The organism is Blautia liquoris, from assembly GCF_015159595.1.
In the GTDB taxonomy this organism is placed as follows: Bacteria; Bacillota; Clostridia; order Lachnospirales; family Lachnospiraceae; genus Novisyntrophococcus; species Novisyntrophococcus liquoris.
The window spans coordinates 923,799-938,399 of record NZ_CP063304.1; the positions used below are offsets into that span (position 1 = coordinate 923,799).

General features: G+C 42.4%; 18 protein-coding genes. 16 read left to right on the forward strand and 2 right to left on the reverse strand.

Going from position 1 to position 14,601, the window contains the following annotated elements; translation table 11 throughout:
- The first annotated feature begins 48 nt into the window (after positions 1-48).
- The 7 genes from srtB (at position 49) to INP51_RS04200 (ending at position 6,289) form a co-directional block, all read left to right on the forward strand.
- The gene (gene srtB / locus INP51_RS04170; protein ID WP_193736472.1) at positions 49-852 is read left to right on the forward strand and encodes a class B sortase; all 804 of its coding nucleotides are present in this window, start codon (positions 49-51) and stop codon (positions 850-852) included.
- Positions 853-876: 24 nt separating this feature from the next.
- Complete coding sequence (locus INP51_RS04175) at positions 877-1,077, forward strand: DUF951 domain-containing protein (RefSeq protein WP_193736473.1); 201 nt, start codon at positions 877-879, stop codon at positions 1,075-1,077.
- Between the two features lie 90 nt (positions 1,078-1,167).
- On the forward strand, positions 1,168-1,635 hold the full coding sequence (locus INP51_RS04180) for a single-stranded DNA-binding protein (protein WP_193736474.1): 468 nt from the start codon (positions 1,168-1,170) through the stop codon (positions 1,633-1,635).
- Positions 1,636-1,820: 185 nt separating this feature from the next.
- A complete protein-coding gene (locus tag INP51_RS04185) occupies positions 1,821-3,872 on the forward strand; it encodes a DHH family phosphoesterase (protein ID WP_193736475.1) in 2,052 nt (683 codons plus the stop codon).
- A 1-nt stretch (position 3,873) separates the two neighbouring features.
- Positions 3,874-4,320, forward strand: a complete 447-nt coding sequence (gene rplI, locus INP51_RS04190; protein ID WP_193736476.1) for a 50S ribosomal protein L9 — start codon at positions 3,874-3,876, stop codon at positions 4,318-4,320.
- Positions 4,321-4,335: 15 nt separating this feature from the next.
- Positions 4,336-5,664 carry a replicative DNA helicase gene (gene dnaB / locus INP51_RS04195; protein WP_193736477.1) on the forward strand — a complete coding sequence of 443 codons (1,329 nt, stop codon included), beginning with the start codon at positions 4,336-4,338 and terminating at the stop codon, positions 5,662-5,664.
- Positions 5,665-5,800: 136 nt separating this feature from the next.
- Positions 5,801-6,289 carry a MerR family transcriptional regulator gene (locus INP51_RS04200; protein WP_193736478.1) on the forward strand — a complete coding sequence of 163 codons (489 nt, stop codon included), beginning with the start codon at positions 5,801-5,803 and terminating at the stop codon, positions 6,287-6,289.
- A gap of 48 nt (positions 6,290-6,337) precedes the next feature.
- On the opposite strand, the gene INP51_RS04205 is transcribed toward INP51_RS04200, so the two are convergent.
- On the reverse strand, positions 6,338-6,511 hold the full coding sequence (locus INP51_RS04205) for a DUF362 domain-containing protein (RefSeq protein ID WP_193736479.1): 174 nt from the start codon (positions 6,509-6,511) through the stop codon (positions 6,338-6,340).
- A gap of 231 nt (positions 6,512-6,742) precedes the next feature.
- On the opposite strand from INP51_RS04205, the gene INP51_RS04210 reads away from it, so the two are divergent.
- Positions 6,743-7,471 carry an adaptor protein MecA gene (locus INP51_RS04210; protein ID WP_193736480.1) on the forward strand — a complete coding sequence of 243 codons (729 nt, stop codon included), beginning with the start codon at positions 6,743-6,745 and terminating at the stop codon, positions 7,469-7,471.
- Positions 7,472-7,531: 60 nt separating this feature from the next.
- Here INP51_RS04210 and INP51_RS04215 read toward each other — a convergent pair whose 3' ends face one another.
- Positions 7,532-7,744: a DUF1858 domain-containing protein gene (locus INP51_RS04215; RefSeq protein WP_193736481.1), complete on the reverse strand. Its 213-nt coding sequence runs from the start codon at positions 7,742-7,744 to the stop codon at positions 7,532-7,534.
- A gap of 426 nt (positions 7,745-8,170) precedes the next feature.
- Between INP51_RS04215 and INP51_RS04220 the strand changes: the two genes are divergently transcribed.
- From INP51_RS04220 to upp, 8 genes are all read left to right on the forward strand, one after another.
- Positions 8,171-8,431: a hypothetical protein gene (locus INP51_RS04220; protein ID WP_193736482.1), complete on the forward strand. Its 261-nt coding sequence runs from the start codon at positions 8,171-8,173 to the stop codon at positions 8,429-8,431.
- A 230-nt stretch (positions 8,432-8,661) separates the two neighbouring features.
- Positions 8,662-10,326 carry a glycosyl hydrolase family 18 protein gene (locus INP51_RS04225; RefSeq protein ID WP_193736483.1) on the forward strand — a complete coding sequence of 555 codons (1,665 nt, stop codon included), beginning with the start codon at positions 8,662-8,664 and terminating at the stop codon, positions 10,324-10,326.
- A gap of 42 nt (positions 10,327-10,368) precedes the next feature.
- Positions 10,369-11,055 carry a hypothetical protein gene (locus tag INP51_RS04230; RefSeq protein ID WP_193736484.1) on the forward strand — a complete coding sequence of 229 codons (687 nt, stop codon included), beginning with the start codon at positions 10,369-10,371 and terminating at the stop codon, positions 11,053-11,055.
- A 68-nt stretch (positions 11,056-11,123) separates the two neighbouring features.
- Complete coding sequence (locus tag INP51_RS04235; RefSeq protein WP_193736485.1) at positions 11,124-11,840, forward strand: N-acetylmuramoyl-L-alanine amidase; 717 nt, start codon at positions 11,124-11,126, stop codon at positions 11,838-11,840.
- Positions 11,841-11,967: 127 nt separating this feature from the next.
- Positions 11,968-13,017 (forward strand): L-threonylcarbamoyladenylate synthase, encoded by a 1,050-nt coding sequence (locus INP51_RS04240; RefSeq protein ID WP_193736486.1) that lies wholly within the window; start codon positions 11,968-11,970, stop codon positions 13,015-13,017.
- 15 nt (positions 13,018-13,032) lie between these two features.
- Positions 13,033-13,494, forward strand: coding sequence for an arsenate reductase/protein-tyrosine-phosphatase family protein (locus tag INP51_RS04245; protein ID WP_193736487.1), 462 nt, complete (start codon positions 13,033-13,035; stop codon positions 13,492-13,494).
- Positions 13,491-13,922 (forward strand): ribose 5-phosphate isomerase B, encoded by a 432-nt coding sequence (gene rpiB / locus INP51_RS04250; protein WP_193736488.1) that lies wholly within the window; start codon positions 13,491-13,493, stop codon positions 13,920-13,922. Before INP51_RS04245 ends, rpiB begins: the two co-directional genes overlap by 4 nt.
- A gap of 40 nt (positions 13,923-13,962) precedes the next feature.
- Entirely contained in the window at positions 13,963-14,592 is a 630-nt protein-coding gene (gene upp, locus INP51_RS04255) for a uracil phosphoribosyltransferase (RefSeq protein ID WP_193736489.1), read from the forward strand.
- The last annotated feature ends 9 nt before the right edge of the window (positions 14,593-14,601 follow it).

The following is a 14,601-nucleotide window of genomic DNA, read 5'->3' on the forward strand; positions in this document are numbered from 1 at the left end:
CGGAAGAATTGAGGACGCTATATTTCTATCATTTAGAGGAACGACAATATGAGAAAAGATAAAAAGAAAGGCGGCCTGCTGAATACACTTCTCACACTTGGAATTCTTGTGTGTATTGGAGTGTTTGTATTTTCCGGATACAAGCTTTTTATGATTTATCAGGATTATAAGGCCGGGGAGGATGAATATAAGGCAGTCGAGGCAGTTGCTTACGGGCGGTCAGATCAGAAGCAATCAAATGTGGGAACAGTGTCCGTAAAAGCTGCACCCGGACAACCCGATGATATGCCGCCGGATGTGGATTTCGCGTCTCTTCAGAGTATGAATCCAGACATTGTCGGATGGCTGGTTGTGGAGGCTCTTGATATTAATTATCCGATTGTTCAGGGGAAGGATAATGATCAGTACCTGCACACAACATTTGAGAAAAAGAAGAATTTTGCCGGCTCTATCTTTATGGATTATATGAATAAACCGGATTTCAGTGATCCTCATACCATTATCTATGGGCATAATATGAAAAACAAGTCTATGTTTGGAAAACTGAAATTTATAAAAGAACAAGAAAAATATAAGGACAGCCGTTATTTCTGGATTTTAACACCACAGCATAAATACCGCTATGAGATCTTTAGTGCCCACGTGACACCGGTAAGCGGAGATACCTATACGTTATTTGATATCCCCGATCAGCAGTTCGTCGAATACCTGAATAAGATGGTGCAGGAAACCCAGATTCCAGGAATAGATCATGCATTTACCACGGAGGATCAGGCTGTGACACTTACAACCTGTACAGGGAGTGATACGAGTCGCTTTGTAGTTCAGGGATTTCTGGAGTCCACATGGTAGTGAAAGGAAAGGCAGGTGTGTTTGATGGAACGATTAGATTATCAGGTTGGGGATATTGTGACCCTGAAAAAACCACATCCTTGTGGAAGCAGAGACTGGGAAATCTTAAGAGTCGGTGCTGATTTCCGGCTCAGGTGTACTGGATGCGGCCATCAGATTATGATTTCCAGAAAACTGGTCGAAAAGAACACCAGAAAACTGCAGTCGAAATCCATGGATGATTGACGATAAGTATGATTTATGCTATGATGAAGTTCCATGATATATAAAGAACGTAACTGATTAAGACATATGAAAAAGTAGAGGTAAGTGCAGATGAACAAAGTTATATTAATGGGAAGATTGACGAGAGATCCTGATATTCGCTATTCAGCCGGAGAGAATTCCACCGCAGTGGCGAGATATACATTAGCTGTCGACAGAAGATTCAAAAGAGACGGGGATCAGACTGCGGATTTTATCAATTGTGTTGCTTTCGGAAGAAGTGCTGAGTTTGCTGAAAAGTATCTTCGTCAGGGTATCCGTATGGTGGTTTCCGGAAGAATCCAAACTGGAAGTTATACGAACCGCGATGGTGTGAAAGTCTATACGACAGATGTAGTTGTCGAAGAACAGGAATTTGCCGAGAGCAAGAAAGCAAGCGAAGAACATAGAAGCCAGTCATCCGGGCTTGATGGATTTGACAATGAAAATTCCGGGCAGTCACAATCACAGGCACCTGCGTCAGCGGATGGATTTATGAACATTCCGGATGGAATCGATGAGGAATTGCCATTTAATTAAAATTCAATCTTATACAACAAGAGCTGTCCTGTCTGGATGAATCTTAGGATTTTATAACGGACAGAACAGCTTTTTATTTGGTTCTTTCCTTATTCGCAAAATGATGTTATACTATTCAAAAGTATTCGAATGAGCGCAAAACGACAGCGTATATAGGCTGCCGGATAAATATAACGGGAGAGATTATGAGAAATAAAAACAAGTTTAAGATAGACGGAAGATTAAGTTTTTATTTAAAATGGCCTTTTCTTCTTTCAGTTTTGCTGATAGCCATGAATATCACAATCTATATGATAAATAAGCGCGCAGGGGTAGTGATGACTCTTTTTGTGGCTGTCTATATTCTGATTGCAATCGAACTGTTTTATCGCAGCAGGCCGGTTATTCTGGGTGATCTCATCACGTTTGCGGCACAGTATGGTCAGGTTCAGAATAAACTGATCAAGAATCTGGCTGTTCCTTATGCCATTTTGGATGCACAGGGCCGCCTTTTGTGGGGAAATTACAAATTTCTTGAACTCACCGGAAAAGAAAAAAAATATCGTAAATCTATCACCAGCATATTTCCCCAGATCACACAAGATAAGCTTCCTGATAATGGAGGGGAAAGTGGTGTTCTGATTGTCTATAATCAGCGCAATTACAGGGTAAATCTAAAAAGTGTTGTGATTGATGATCTGATCGACAAGACGGATGTACTTAAGGTCAGCGGACGGGATAATCATCTGGTGGCGCTGTTTTTGTTCGATGAGACCGAACTCAACAGATATATTAAAAAATATAAAGAAGAGACGATGGTGCCGGGTTATCTCTATCTGGATAATTATGATGAGGCACTGGAAAGTGTTGAAGAAGTTAGGCGTTCTCTGCTGACTGCTCTGGTCGACAGAAAGATTAATAAGTATTTTCATGATATAGACGGAATTGTCAAGAAGACAGAGAAAGACAAGTATTTTTTTGTAATTCGGCAGAAATCCCTTGATAAAATGAAAGAGGATCGTTTTTCCATCCTGGAGGAAGTCAAAAAGGTAAACATCGGCAACAAGATGGCGGTTACTTTAAGCATCGGAATCGGTGCAAATACCGGAACATATGCCAAAGATGCCGAATATGCTCATATTGGAATTGACCTTGCTCTTGGAAGAGGCGGTGATCAGGCCGTGGTGAAGGAAGGAGACAAGACTTCCTATTTCGGTGGAAAAACGCAGGCTGTTGAGAAGAATACGAGAGTTAAGGCAAGAGTGAAAGCTCATGCTTTAAAAGAATTGATGAGCAGCAAGGAAAATGTTGTGATTATGGGGCACAAGATGATCGATGTCGATGCATTCGGCTCAGCGATCGGAATTTATCGGGCGGCCAGAACTCTGGATAAAAAAGCCTACATCGTGATTGATACGCCGACATCTTCGATTAGACCGCTGATGAAAGGATATCTGGATGATAATGAATACGAAGATGATATGTTTATTTCTACTCATGATGCAGAAGAAATCACGAATGAAGATACCATGGTTGTCGTAGTTGATGTCAATAAACCCAGTTATACAGAATGTGAGGCACTGCTCAGTCTGACGAAGACAATTGTCGTTCTGGATCATCACCGCCAGGGAAATGAAGTGATTCAGAATTCCTCGCTGTCTTATATTGAGCCTTACGCTTCTTCAGCCTGCGAGATGGTAGCAGAGATTTTGCAGTATTTTGCCGATGGCGTACGGATACGCAATATAGAGGCCGACAGCATCTATGCAGGAATTATGGTGGATACTGATAACTTTATGCAGAAGACGGGGGTGCGCACCTTTGAGGCAGCTGCTTTCTTAAGACGCTGTGGGGCGGATGTCTCCCGGGTTCGAAAGCTTTTCCGTGAAGACATGGAAGACTACAGGGCAAAAGGTGAGACAATTATGAATGCCGAACTGTATCTGGATTCATTCGCAATCTCTGTCTGCCCGTCAGGTTATGTGGAAAGTCCCACGATTGTGGGTGCTCAGGCGGCAAATGAATTGTTGAATATTGTCGATGTTAAAGCATCTTTTGTTCTCACAGAGTATGATAATCAAATCTACGTGAGTGCACGTGCGATCGATGAGGTCAACGTCCAGATTATCATGGAGCGACTTGGTGGCGGCGGGCATCTCAATATAGCCGGATGTCAGTTTGAGGGAATCGATTTACAGGAAGCAATTAAAATATTGAAAGATATGCTAAAAGAAATGCTGGATGGAGGAGAAATATAAGATGAAAGTTATATTACTTGAAGATGTAAAATCACTGGGAAAGAAAGGCGATATGGTAAAGGTAAGTGACGGATACGCCAGAAATATGCTCTTGCCTAAGAAACTGGCAGTAGAGGCCAACTCAAAGAATAAAAATGAATTCAAGCTAAAAAAAGAGAATGAAGATAGAATTGCACAGCAAAATTATGAGGATGCTCTTGCCTTCAAAAAAAAGATAGAGGCACTACAGGTGACTTTACAGATCAAAATCGGAGAGGGAGGCCGTGCGTTCGGAAGTGTCTCTACAAAGGAAATTGCAGATGCAGTAAAAAAGCAGTTGGGGTTCGATCTCGATAAAAAGAAAATGCAGCTTTCCAGTCCGATTAAGGAACTTGGAACGACGATGGTTCCGGTGAAATTACACAAGGATGTCACGGCTGAACTTAAAGTTGTCATAAATGAAGCTTAAGGGGGAAGCGCATCAATGGAAGAAGCGCTCATAAAGAGAATACTGCCACATTCTGTAGAGGCAGAGCAATCTGTAATTGGTTCAATGCTGATGGGGCGGGAGGCCATCAGCATTGCCTGTGAAATACTGACCGGTGATGATTTCTATCAGCATCAGTATGGAATTGTCTTTGAGTCGATCGTGGAGTTATTTAACGAGGGAAAGCCTGCCGATCTGATTACTTTACAGAATCGCTTAAAGGAAAAAGATGTGCCGCCGGAGATTAGCAGTATGGAATTCGTGAGGGATCTGCTCTCGGCGGTCCCTACTTCTGCTAATATCAGGTATTATGCGTCGATTGTCAGTGAAAAATCTGTTCTTCGCAGACTGATTAAGCTCACCGATGAGATTTCTAATGAATGTTATCTGAATAGGGAGCCGGTTGAGACGATTCTTGAGGATACAGAAAAGAAGATGTTTCAGCTGCTTGGCGAGCGAAATTCCGAAGATTTTGTGCCCATCCGTCAGGTGGTTATGAATAGTCTGGAGAATATCGAGAAAGCTTCCAAGGTGAAGGGAAATGTCACAGGGCTTGCTACTGGTTTTACGGATCTTGACTATAAAACCTCGGGATTTCAGCCGTCAGATCTGATTCTGGTAGCAGCTCGCCCCTCTATGGGGAAGACAGCACTGGTCCTTAACATGGCCCAATATATAGCCTTCAAACAGAATAAATCTGTGGCGGTATTCTCACTTGAGATGTCCAAAGAACAGTTGATGAATCGTCTGCTCTCCATGGAATCAAAAGTTGATTCACAAAGCATGAGAAACGGAAACTTGAAGGATGAAGACTGGGCAAAGCTAATCGAAAGTGCAGGGGTGATTGGAGATTCGAATCTGATTATCGATGATACGCCCGGCATTACCGTTCGTGAACTCAGATCGAAGTGCAGAAAATATAAGCTGGAGCATGGCCTAGATATCGTTATGATCGATTATCTGCAGCTTATGAACGGGAGCGGGCATGGGGAATCCAGACAGCAGGAAATTTCCGAGATTTCACGTTCATTGAAAGCACTTGCCAGAGAATTAGATGTACCGGTTATAGCATTGTCTCAGTTATCACGAGCTGTGGAGTCACGTCCGGATCATCGTCCGATGCTTTCGGATCTGCGAGAATCCGGTGCAATTGAACAGGATGCGGATGTTGTTATGTTTATCTACCGGGATGACTACTATAATAAGGATTCTGAAAATAAAGGAATTGCCGAGATTATTATTGCAAAACAAAGAAATGGTCCGATCGGGACTGTGAACCTTGTCTGGCTTCCGGACTACACAAAATTCGCAAATCTGCAGAAGTAAGCAAAAGTTGTCGAACGGTTTTTGTTGTATTTCCTTTCTGTAATGTTATAATGTGATACAAGGGTCAAAAGATTATGCATCTCATGCAATCGACGCTATCATCGGGATTAAAATTATGGAAAAGGGGTTTTAGGTTATGTCGAGGGACATCTATACGATGACGGAGACCTCTAATCTGGTAGAAGAACGTGCCTCGGTACTTAGGTACTGGGAGGACGAGCTTTGCTTACATATTGCCAGGAATGAGAGAGGCCATCGTTTGTTTACTTCAAAAGATATCCGGATATTATTTGGCATCAAAGAACTCAAGAAAAAAGGGCTGCAGCTCAAAGAAATTAAAGAAGTTGTGCCTATGATGTACGGTGATGTTTTTTCAGAGGAAGACGAAGAGAGAAAAACAGAATTTTATCGCATATTAGAAAAACTGATGCGAGAAATTAAGAAGACGAAACGACAAGAAGAAAGGTATAAGCGTGTGGATGAGGCTATCCGACAGCATCAGATTGCCCGCAGACAAGTGGCCGCAACACAAGAAAATGAGAAAAATGAAAAAACAAACAGATTAGGCAGACTGAAATCAACGAAAGCGAAAGCAGTGCACAAAAAAGAAAAAAAAGAACAATAATAAAAGCCGGTTCAAGTGGATATATTTCCAGATGAACCGGCTCTTTTATTATTCAGCTTCTTTAATTGCGCCTGTCGGACATACTTCTTCACATGCACCACAGTCTATACAAGTATCAGCATCAATTTCGTACTTGTCATCTCCAGCGGAAATTGCCTCAACCGGACATTCGCTTTCACATGTACCACAAGCAACACATTCATCCGTAATCATACGTGCCATTGTTTCTTCCTCCTTATATGTAAGATGAGTCTGTTTCAAACTCTATGAAACATTCTAATATATTAGGTCGGAGATTTCAAGTGTAAACTGTAAAAGAAATATTAAAAAAGTCATAAGCTCTTTACATATTTGAGCCACTTGGTATATACTATATGTAACGATAGGATAAATATCGTTGCAGCAAAGCAGCCATGTAAAGTTCGCTGTCGCGATCAAAAAGGATGTGATTATATGAAGATTGAGAAGATTAATGACAATCAGATTCGTTGTACGCTTACCAGCGATGATTTGGCAAATCGAGAGATTAAACTAAGTGAATTGGCTTATGGGACAGATAAAGCTAAGAATCTGTTTCAGGATATGATGCAGCAGGCACAAAGTGAGCTGGGATTCGATTCCGATAATTCACCGCTTATGGTGGAGGCAATACCGGTATCACCAGACAGCATCATGCTGATCATCACCAAAGTCGAAGATCCGGAGGAATTAGATACTCGTTTTTCCAAATTTGCACCGGATGCGGATGATAGTTTCAGCGCGAGTCTTCCGCAAATGACCGGAGCCGATGATATCATTGATATTTTTCATAAGCTGACTGAGGCAAAAAAGAATATTCAGGAGAAACAGGATGAGGAAGGTAAACAATCCGGGAAGGATACAAATGTTGACCTGATTCGTGCATTCCGTTTTCTGAGCTTGGATGAAGTGATAGATGCAGCACATGGGATTAACGGATATTTTGCCGGGGAGAACTCTTTGTATAGAGATACAAATCAGGATACTTTCCAGCTGATACTTCATCAAGGTGACAGCACACCGGAAGATTTTAACCGTGTGTGCAATATATTGTCAGAATATGGAACAGTTACAAAAGTTTCTGCTATATCGGAGGCATACTTAAGAGAACATGACAACCAGATTATCAGAAGAAATGCACTTCAACAGCTGATGAAATTATAATGGCAAAGCAAAAAGCAAAAAACAGCCGCATCATATGCGGCTGTTTTTTGCTGAAAATATTTAATTTGCGGCTGTTTCGGCCAGATAATCGTTGATCTGATCTTGAAGGTCATTCGCATCGATTCCGTGAACCATAGCTGCTTCTTCCAGTGTTTCTCCAAGAGAAGCAGGACAGCCTATACAATGCATCCCTGATCTCATCAGGATTGCAGGGATATTCTCATCTAATGTGATTAATTCACCAATGGTCATATCTTTAGAGACTTTAGCCATAATAAGATTCCTCCTTGTAATTGTTTGGGTGGACAAGTGCATTCGCATGTCCGAATGCATCTATCGTTATTATAATCCATCTGATATGATTACGCAAGTGATATTCACAAAAACTATACTGAAAAAGACCAGAATAAAATTTATAAAAAACACTTGAAAAAAACAAATATATGATTATAATAGACTATAAGAACAGAAAATAATGGGTACATGGTAAGAGAGGAAGTGAAGCCCCTTAACCAGTAGTCCAATTTTTTTATACATATCAAATTTATTAGGCGATTCGCCATTTCAGTTTTTCTGACAGGATATCGAAAATAACATCTATTTTTTCCAGAAAAGATTAGGTTTTTAAACAGACCATGTATCCATTACCTTCGTTCTTAAAATCTACCGCAGGAATGGCGCATGTGTGTAATTCTTTATATGTCATGGGACATGTGCCAGACTAGAGAGAAGGTGTTGGAAAGGGTGAACTATAAGTCTGAAGCAGTTGATTTGAAGACAGAACTTAGAAAACTGCAGCACGATGAGATATCACTTCGCCTTATGGGGAGCGAAAGCAGTCCGGAAGAGATTGCATGTGCATGTGTGGCCGAAGAGAAAGGTACGTATATGCGAGATTACATAATAGAAGAAGGAGGACAGATCAGACAAATTGATTTTATCTTTGTAAAAGAATCCTAATGGAAACCGACAGTGGAGTTGAACGTGTGGATCCCTTCAGCACAACACCACTGTCGGTTTTTGTCGTCTTGTACAAATTGCCACTTGCTCAAAATCAGTGGTTCTTGTATACTGGATATGATACCAGCAGCGAAAGCACGAGATGCAAGGCAATCCCTGGTGTCATAAGAATACCAGATTTACGAAAGCGGTTTATCCAAATAACTGCAGCGTGAGAGAGGAAGTAGTTCATGAAAAAAAGAGTAATGCCGGTCTTGATCGTAATCGGTTTGATTCTGGCAGTGTTAATTGTGGGCGTGGCAAGTCTTATTATCAGGCGCTATACTCCCACCAGCAAATCAGCAGATCTTGCCGCCTATTACGGCCTTGAAGACGAGACACAGGCAGCTTTGATTATTAATGATGAAGTCAAAAAATCTGCCGGTCTTTTCCGAAACGGAGAAGTATATATGAGCTACAGTGATGTTGAAAGTTTTCTGGATACAAATTTTTATCTGGATGAGATAAACCAACAGATGCTGCTTTCAGATCCCTCCGGTATCCGGGCACTTTCGGATTCGGATGTAACTGAAAAAGGTGCACCGGCACTTATTAGAGAAAACGATACATATTATCTGGCTGTCAATTACATCAAAAGTTATACAGATATGGTTGTCAATGTATATGAGAAACCTGCAAGAGCTGTGATCCGTACCAGATGGTCGGGCCTGAACCAGGTGACGGTCACAAAAGATGCTGCCGTAAGAGTAAGAGGCGGGATTAGAAGTGATATTCTTGAGAATGTGAAAAAAGGTGAAAAACTGGTTTTCCTGGAGAAACTTGATCACTGGACGAAGGTGAGCACACAAAAAGGGTCAATCGGATATGTTGAGAATAAGTCGATTTCTGAGCAAAAAAAGGCTGAGGATCATATTGCAGACACAGGCTTGGAATTTCCCTCCATTACGAAAGATTATAAACTAAACCTGGGCTTCCATCAGGTGACATCTCAGGAGGCCAATCAGGCACTGCAGGAAGTTATTTCCCGTACATCAGGACTCAATACGGTTTCTCCGACCTGGTTTTCGATTCTGGACAATGGGGGAACGATTTCCTCCCTCGCAAGCAGAGACTATGTAGATCAGGCACATCAGATGGGACTGGAGGTCTGGGGTCTGATTGATAACTTCAATGAGAACGTGTCTGTAACCGAAGCACTAAAAAACTCACAGACGAGAGGCAGAATCATTGCCCAGCTGATGGACCAGGCCAGTGCATGTGGTATGGACGGGATCAATGTTGATTTTGAGCAGCTTCCAAAAGACAGCATTCCACATTTCCTACAGTTTTTAAGAGAGCTTACGATTCAGGCACATCAAAGAAATCTTGTGGTTTCGGTTGATAATCCGGTTCCACAGAATTATAATAGGTATTATAAGCGTGGGGCGCAGGGGAAAATTGTGGACTACGTGATTATCATGGGGTATGATGAACATTTTTCAGGAGGTGATAAAGCCGGATCTGTATCATCACTTCTGTTTGTCGAAAACGGAATCAAACAGACACTTTCTGAGGTTCCGAAAGAAAAAGTGGTTAATGCGATACCATTTTATACCCGGGTCTGGACAGAAGCTTTCGGACAGGAACTTCCGACTAGTGAAGTGCTTGGCATGGACGGCACAGACCGATATATGCAGGAACATCAGATGACTAAGAAATGGGATGAAAAGATAGGACAGAATATCGCAATTTCAGAAGATGATTCGGCAAGATATACCATCTGGGTAGAAGATGAGCAGTCCATAGAAGAGAAAATGAAGGTAATTCAAAAGTATGGACTTGCCGGTGTCGCTGAATGGAGACTTGGCATGGAGCGAAATACTGTATGGGATATCATTAATCGATATAACACATGAATCAGTGCTGGAACACAAAAGACGTTAGGAGGAGTATAACATATGGATACAAACGGAGATTTGTTTAAAACCACATTAATGGGGGGATATGATAAAGAAGACGTTGCAGAAGGAATCACGAAGATAAAGGATGAGGCTTACACTGAGAAAACACGGCTTATGGCTACCATCAAAGAGAAAGAGAAAACAATAAAGGAACTGACTTCTAAACTGAACGAGTCGAAACAGGAGAATGAAGTTTTACAGCGTGACATTAAAGAAAAATATCAGTCCTATATCGATAATTATGATACCATAGGAAAGCTCGTCTACGATGCACAGATCAGAGCTCAGGACATCATAAAAGATGCCGAAGAAAAGAGCAGTCAGATGCTCGAGCAATCTCACGAAAAGGCAAACCAATATCTGGAAGGTTTTCAGAAAGAAGTGGATGAAAAAGTTGCAGAAGGTGAGAAACGTTATCAGGCTGTGCAGGAAGAACTGGGAGAGATGGTTGGACTTGTGAACCAGGTGCAAAGGCGATTTATGGAGGCATGTAAGGCTGTCAATCGTATTGTCAGTACACAGTCTGAGCCTGCCGCGGATTTAAAGAGCAAGGCTTTCGAATTAGAATCCGATGATATTGATGATATCTTTGATGATGATGACGGTGAGCTGAGCGAATCTGATCATGACATTGACACATCGGATAAAAACATAGATAATACAAGGAAAGAAAATAAAGTTTGATCAATTCTACTTAAAAGAACTCTCCTGGCATAGATTATTAGAAAGATGTCAGGGGAGATTTTTATGTCATGAAGAAAGCATGGATGGAACTTGTCATGGCGATTCTGCTGTTAGCAGGTGTCTGGCAGATTTCAAAAGAAGGTGCCCGCTTTGTCAGCCAGCGAAGAGCCGGTCAGGCTGTAGTGATTCTGGATGCAGGGCATGGCGGTTCCGATCCGGGAAAAATCGGAGTGCATGGCGAAAAAGAAAAGGAACTTAATTTGCAGATCACCCTGCTCCTCAAGAAAAAGCTCGAAAAAAAGGACGTTTTTGTCATTCTTACCAGAGACTCTGATGAAGGGCTGTATGAATCCGGGAGTAAAAATAAAAAAGTACAGGACCTGCAAAACCGCGTCGAACTGATTCATGAGAAAAAGCCAGACTGCGTGGTGAGCATTCACCAGAACAGCTATACATCGCCAGAAGTGAAAGGAGCACAGGTTTTTTATTTCACACACTCCGCGGAAGGGAAAAAACTGGCGGAGGATCTTCAAACCTCTCTTGTAGAAGGGGTGGATCCGGCGAATCACCGGATGGCAAAGGGAAATACCAGTTATTACTTGCTGAAAAAGACGGATGCTCCTGCTGCAATCGTGGAATGTGGTTTCTTAAGTAATCCACAGGAGGCAGAACTTCTGAAGTCAAAAGATTATCAGCAAAAGCTTGCAGATTCAATCTGTAAAGGAATTCTTGAATATATAAAGCCAGACAAAAAATCGGAGAAAACAGGAAAAACGATCACCTGAATGGGTTAATTGTTGCATTTGCCGAAACTCTGTGTAAGAGCACACTAGGTCTTTTCATTTACATATGAACATGGTATAATGTCTAAAGAAAAAATTGACTCAAAGCCAGAAAGAAGAAAAAGTACTGATGAAAGCCCAAATAGCTAAGATGACTGAAGATCAGCTGGATATACCGGCACTTGATAAAGCAGGATCGATTCTTAAAGCGGGCGGCCTGGTTGCATTTCCTACGGAGACCGTATATGGTCTGGGTGGGAATGCACTGGATCCGGCTGCTTCTAAAAAGATTTATGCGGCAAAAGGAAGACCTTCAGATAATCCTTTGATCGTCCATATTGCGGATATGGAACATCTGGATAAAATTGTCAGGAAAGTTCCTCAAAAGGCAAGACTTTTGGCCAAACAGTATTGGCCCGGTCCTCTTACGATGATATTCAGCAAGGCGGACTGCGTACCTTTTGAGACTACGGGAGGGTTAGATAGTGTTGCGGTCAGAATGCCTGTTAATAAGATTGCAGGAGAGCTGATCAGACGCTCCGGCGGGTATATCGCTGCGCCCAGTGCAAACACTTCCGGACGGCCAAGCCCGACCCTGGCAAGCCATGTGATTGACGATCTGTCAGATACGATTGATATGATCATAGACGGCGGAATGACAGATATTGGTCTGGAATCCACGATTGTAGATTTTACAGTTGGGGTTCCGACAATTCTGCGCCCCGGTTACATTAATCGAAAGATGCTTGTGGATGTATTAGGTGAGGTTTTGGTGGATCCGGGAATTCTGTCACCCAACAGCAGAGTAAGACCAAAAGCTCCGGGGATGAGATACAAACACTATGCTCCGAAAGGGGATCTTACCATTATTAAAGGATCGGAAGGTAAAGTTGCAGACAAGATTAATATGCTTGCTGCAAGATGTCTTGAAGACGGAAAAAAAGTCGGTGTGATCTGTACAGAGGAGACAAAGAAGAGATATCAGGTCGGTGACATCAAGTGTATCGGAACCCTCGCAAGTGAAGATACGATTGCCATGCATCTGTATCAGATTCTAAGAGAGTTTGACGATGACTGTGTGGAATATATTTATTCCGAGGCTTTTGATACGCCCAGAATGGGACAGGCCATTATGAATCGTCTTCTTAAGGCAGCCGGCCACAAAATGATTGAGGTGTAGTTGAGGTGACGTTGATTGAAACAATATGACAAATTAATATTTGTGGATTCCGACGATACCACACGCGCTCCCATGGCCAAGGCTATTATGAAGAGCAAGGTTATGATGGGAAAGCTTGAGATTCTGTCTAGAGGGCTTGTGGTCCTCTTTCCGGAACCCATAAACCAAAAAGCAGAGGCCGTGCTTATCAGCAATGGCTATAATACGAAAGATCACTCGGCAATTCCGTTTACGCAGGAAGATATCGATGACAGAACACTGATACTCACGATGGAAGATGATCAAAAAGATAAGATCTGGGCAAGTTTCGAGCATGCCATGAATGTCTGGACGATTGCGGAGTTCGCTGGGCAGAGCGGGGATGTCAGAACTCTCTATGGAGAACCGCTGGCTGCCTATGGAAAATGTTATGAAAATCTCGAAAATCTGATTTCCGAGATAGTGATACAACTGAACGAGGAGGAATTACGAAAATGATAGCACTTGGATGTGATCACGGTGGTTATGACCTGATGCAGGAAGTGAAGAATTATCTTGATGAGGGGAAGCTGGAATATAAAGATTTCGGCTGTTATGGTACCGAATCTGTTGATTATCCGGATTATGCGAAAAAAGTGTCGCAGGCGATTGTCAGCGGCGAATGTGACAAGGGAATATTGATCTGTGGAACCGGTATTGGAGTATCCATTACGGCCAACAGGATTCCGGGGATCCGTGCGGCACTCTGCACGGATTGTTACTGCGCGGAAATGACAAGGTTACACAACGATGCCAATGTACTCGCCATGGGCGGCCGTGTGGTCGGTCCGGGCCTTGCGGTCAAGATTGTAGAAACATTCCTGAATACGGCGTTTTCAGATGAAGACCGCCATAAGAGAAGAATACAGAAGATAGAGAACTGCTAAGAACGAGCAATAAAAACATACGTTAAAAGGAGAAAAGAAAATGGCAAAAATCGTAGTAATGGATCACCCTTTAATTCAGCACAAGATCGGAATCATCCGGAGAACGGAGACCAGCTCGAAAGAGTTCCGGGAGATGATCAGTGAGATAGCAATGCTGATGTCGTTTGAGGCGACCAGAGAATTACCATTAGTCGATATTGATATTGAAACTCCTATTGGAAAAACCACAGCAAAAGAGCTGGCAGGAAAGAAAATGGCAGTTGTTCCGATCCTGCGGGCTGGTCTTGGCATGGTAGAAGGCATGTTGGCTATGATACCGGCAGCGAAAGTAGGACATATTGGTTTATATCGTGATCCCGAAACTCTAGAGCCGGTTGAATACTACTGTAAGCTTCCTTCTGATATTGCCAGCCGTGAAGTATTCGTAATTGATCCGATGCTTGCGACAGGTGGTTCAGCCTCAGCGGCAATTACGATGCTGAAGGAGAAAGGTGCAAAGAAGATTCACTTTATGTGCATCATCGCGGCACCGGAAGGTGTCAAAAGAATGCAAAAAGAGCATTCGGATGTGGATATCTACATCGGTGCCCTTGATGAGAAATTGAATGACCATGGATATATTGTACCTGGTCTTGGAGACGCAGGCGATCGTATCTTCGGGACCAAATAAAAATACGTG

What these genes read in the sequence shown, in the direction of transcription:
- srtB (WP_193736472.1), top strand. Translation starts at nt 49, where the DNA reads ATGAGAAAAGATAAAAAGAAAGGCGGCCTGCTGAATACACTTCTCACA.
- dnaB (WP_193736477.1), top strand. Translation starts at nt 4,336, where the DNA reads ATGGAAGAAGCGCTCATAAAGAGAATACTGCCACATTCTGTAGAGGCA.
- INP51_RS04240 (WP_193736486.1), top strand. Translation starts at nt 11,968, where the DNA reads ATGAAAGCCCAAATAGCTAAGATGACTGAAGATCAGCTGGATATACCG.
- INP51_RS04225 (WP_193736483.1), top strand. Translation starts at nt 8,662, where the DNA reads ATGAAAAAAAGAGTAATGCCGGTCTTGATCGTAATCGGTTTGATTCTG.
- INP51_RS04175 (WP_193736473.1), top strand. Translation starts at nt 877, where the DNA reads ATGGAACGATTAGATTATCAGGTTGGGGATATTGTGACCCTGAAAAAA.
- INP51_RS04185 (WP_193736475.1), top strand. Translation starts at nt 1,821, where the DNA reads ATGAGAAATAAAAACAAGTTTAAGATAGACGGAAGATTAAGTTTTTAT.
- rpiB (WP_193736488.1), top strand. Translation starts at nt 13,491, where the DNA reads ATGATAGCACTTGGATGTGATCACGGTGGTTATGACCTGATGCAGGAA.
- INP51_RS04200 (WP_193736478.1), top strand. Translation starts at nt 5,801, where the DNA reads ATGTCGAGGGACATCTATACGATGACGGAGACCTCTAATCTGGTAGAA.
- upp (WP_193736489.1), top strand. Translation starts at nt 13,963, where the DNA reads ATGGCAAAAATCGTAGTAATGGATCACCCTTTAATTCAGCACAAGATC.
- INP51_RS04210 (WP_193736480.1), top strand. Translation starts at nt 6,743, where the DNA reads ATGAAGATTGAGAAGATTAATGACAATCAGATTCGTTGTACGCTTACC.
- INP51_RS04180 (WP_193736474.1), top strand. Translation starts at nt 1,168, where the DNA reads ATGAACAAAGTTATATTAATGGGAAGATTGACGAGAGATCCTGATATT.
- rplI (WP_193736476.1), top strand. Translation starts at nt 3,874, where the DNA reads ATGAAAGTTATATTACTTGAAGATGTAAAATCACTGGGAAAGAAAGGC.
- INP51_RS04215 (WP_193736481.1), bottom strand. Translation starts at nt 7,744, where the DNA reads ATGGCTAAAGTCTCTAAAGATATGACCATTGGTGAATTAATCACATTA.
- INP51_RS04230 (WP_193736484.1), top strand. Translation starts at nt 10,369, where the DNA reads ATGGATACAAACGGAGATTTGTTTAAAACCACATTAATGGGGGGATAT.
- INP51_RS04205 (WP_193736479.1), bottom strand. Translation starts at nt 6,511, where the DNA reads ATGGCACGTATGATTACGGATGAATGTGTTGCTTGTGGTACATGTGAA.
- INP51_RS04235 (WP_193736485.1), top strand. Translation starts at nt 11,124, where the DNA reads ATGAAGAAAGCATGGATGGAACTTGTCATGGCGATTCTGCTGTTAGCA.
- INP51_RS04220 (WP_193736482.1), top strand. Translation starts at nt 8,171, where the DNA reads ATGTCATGGGACATGTGCCAGACTAGAGAGAAGGTGTTGGAAAGGGTG.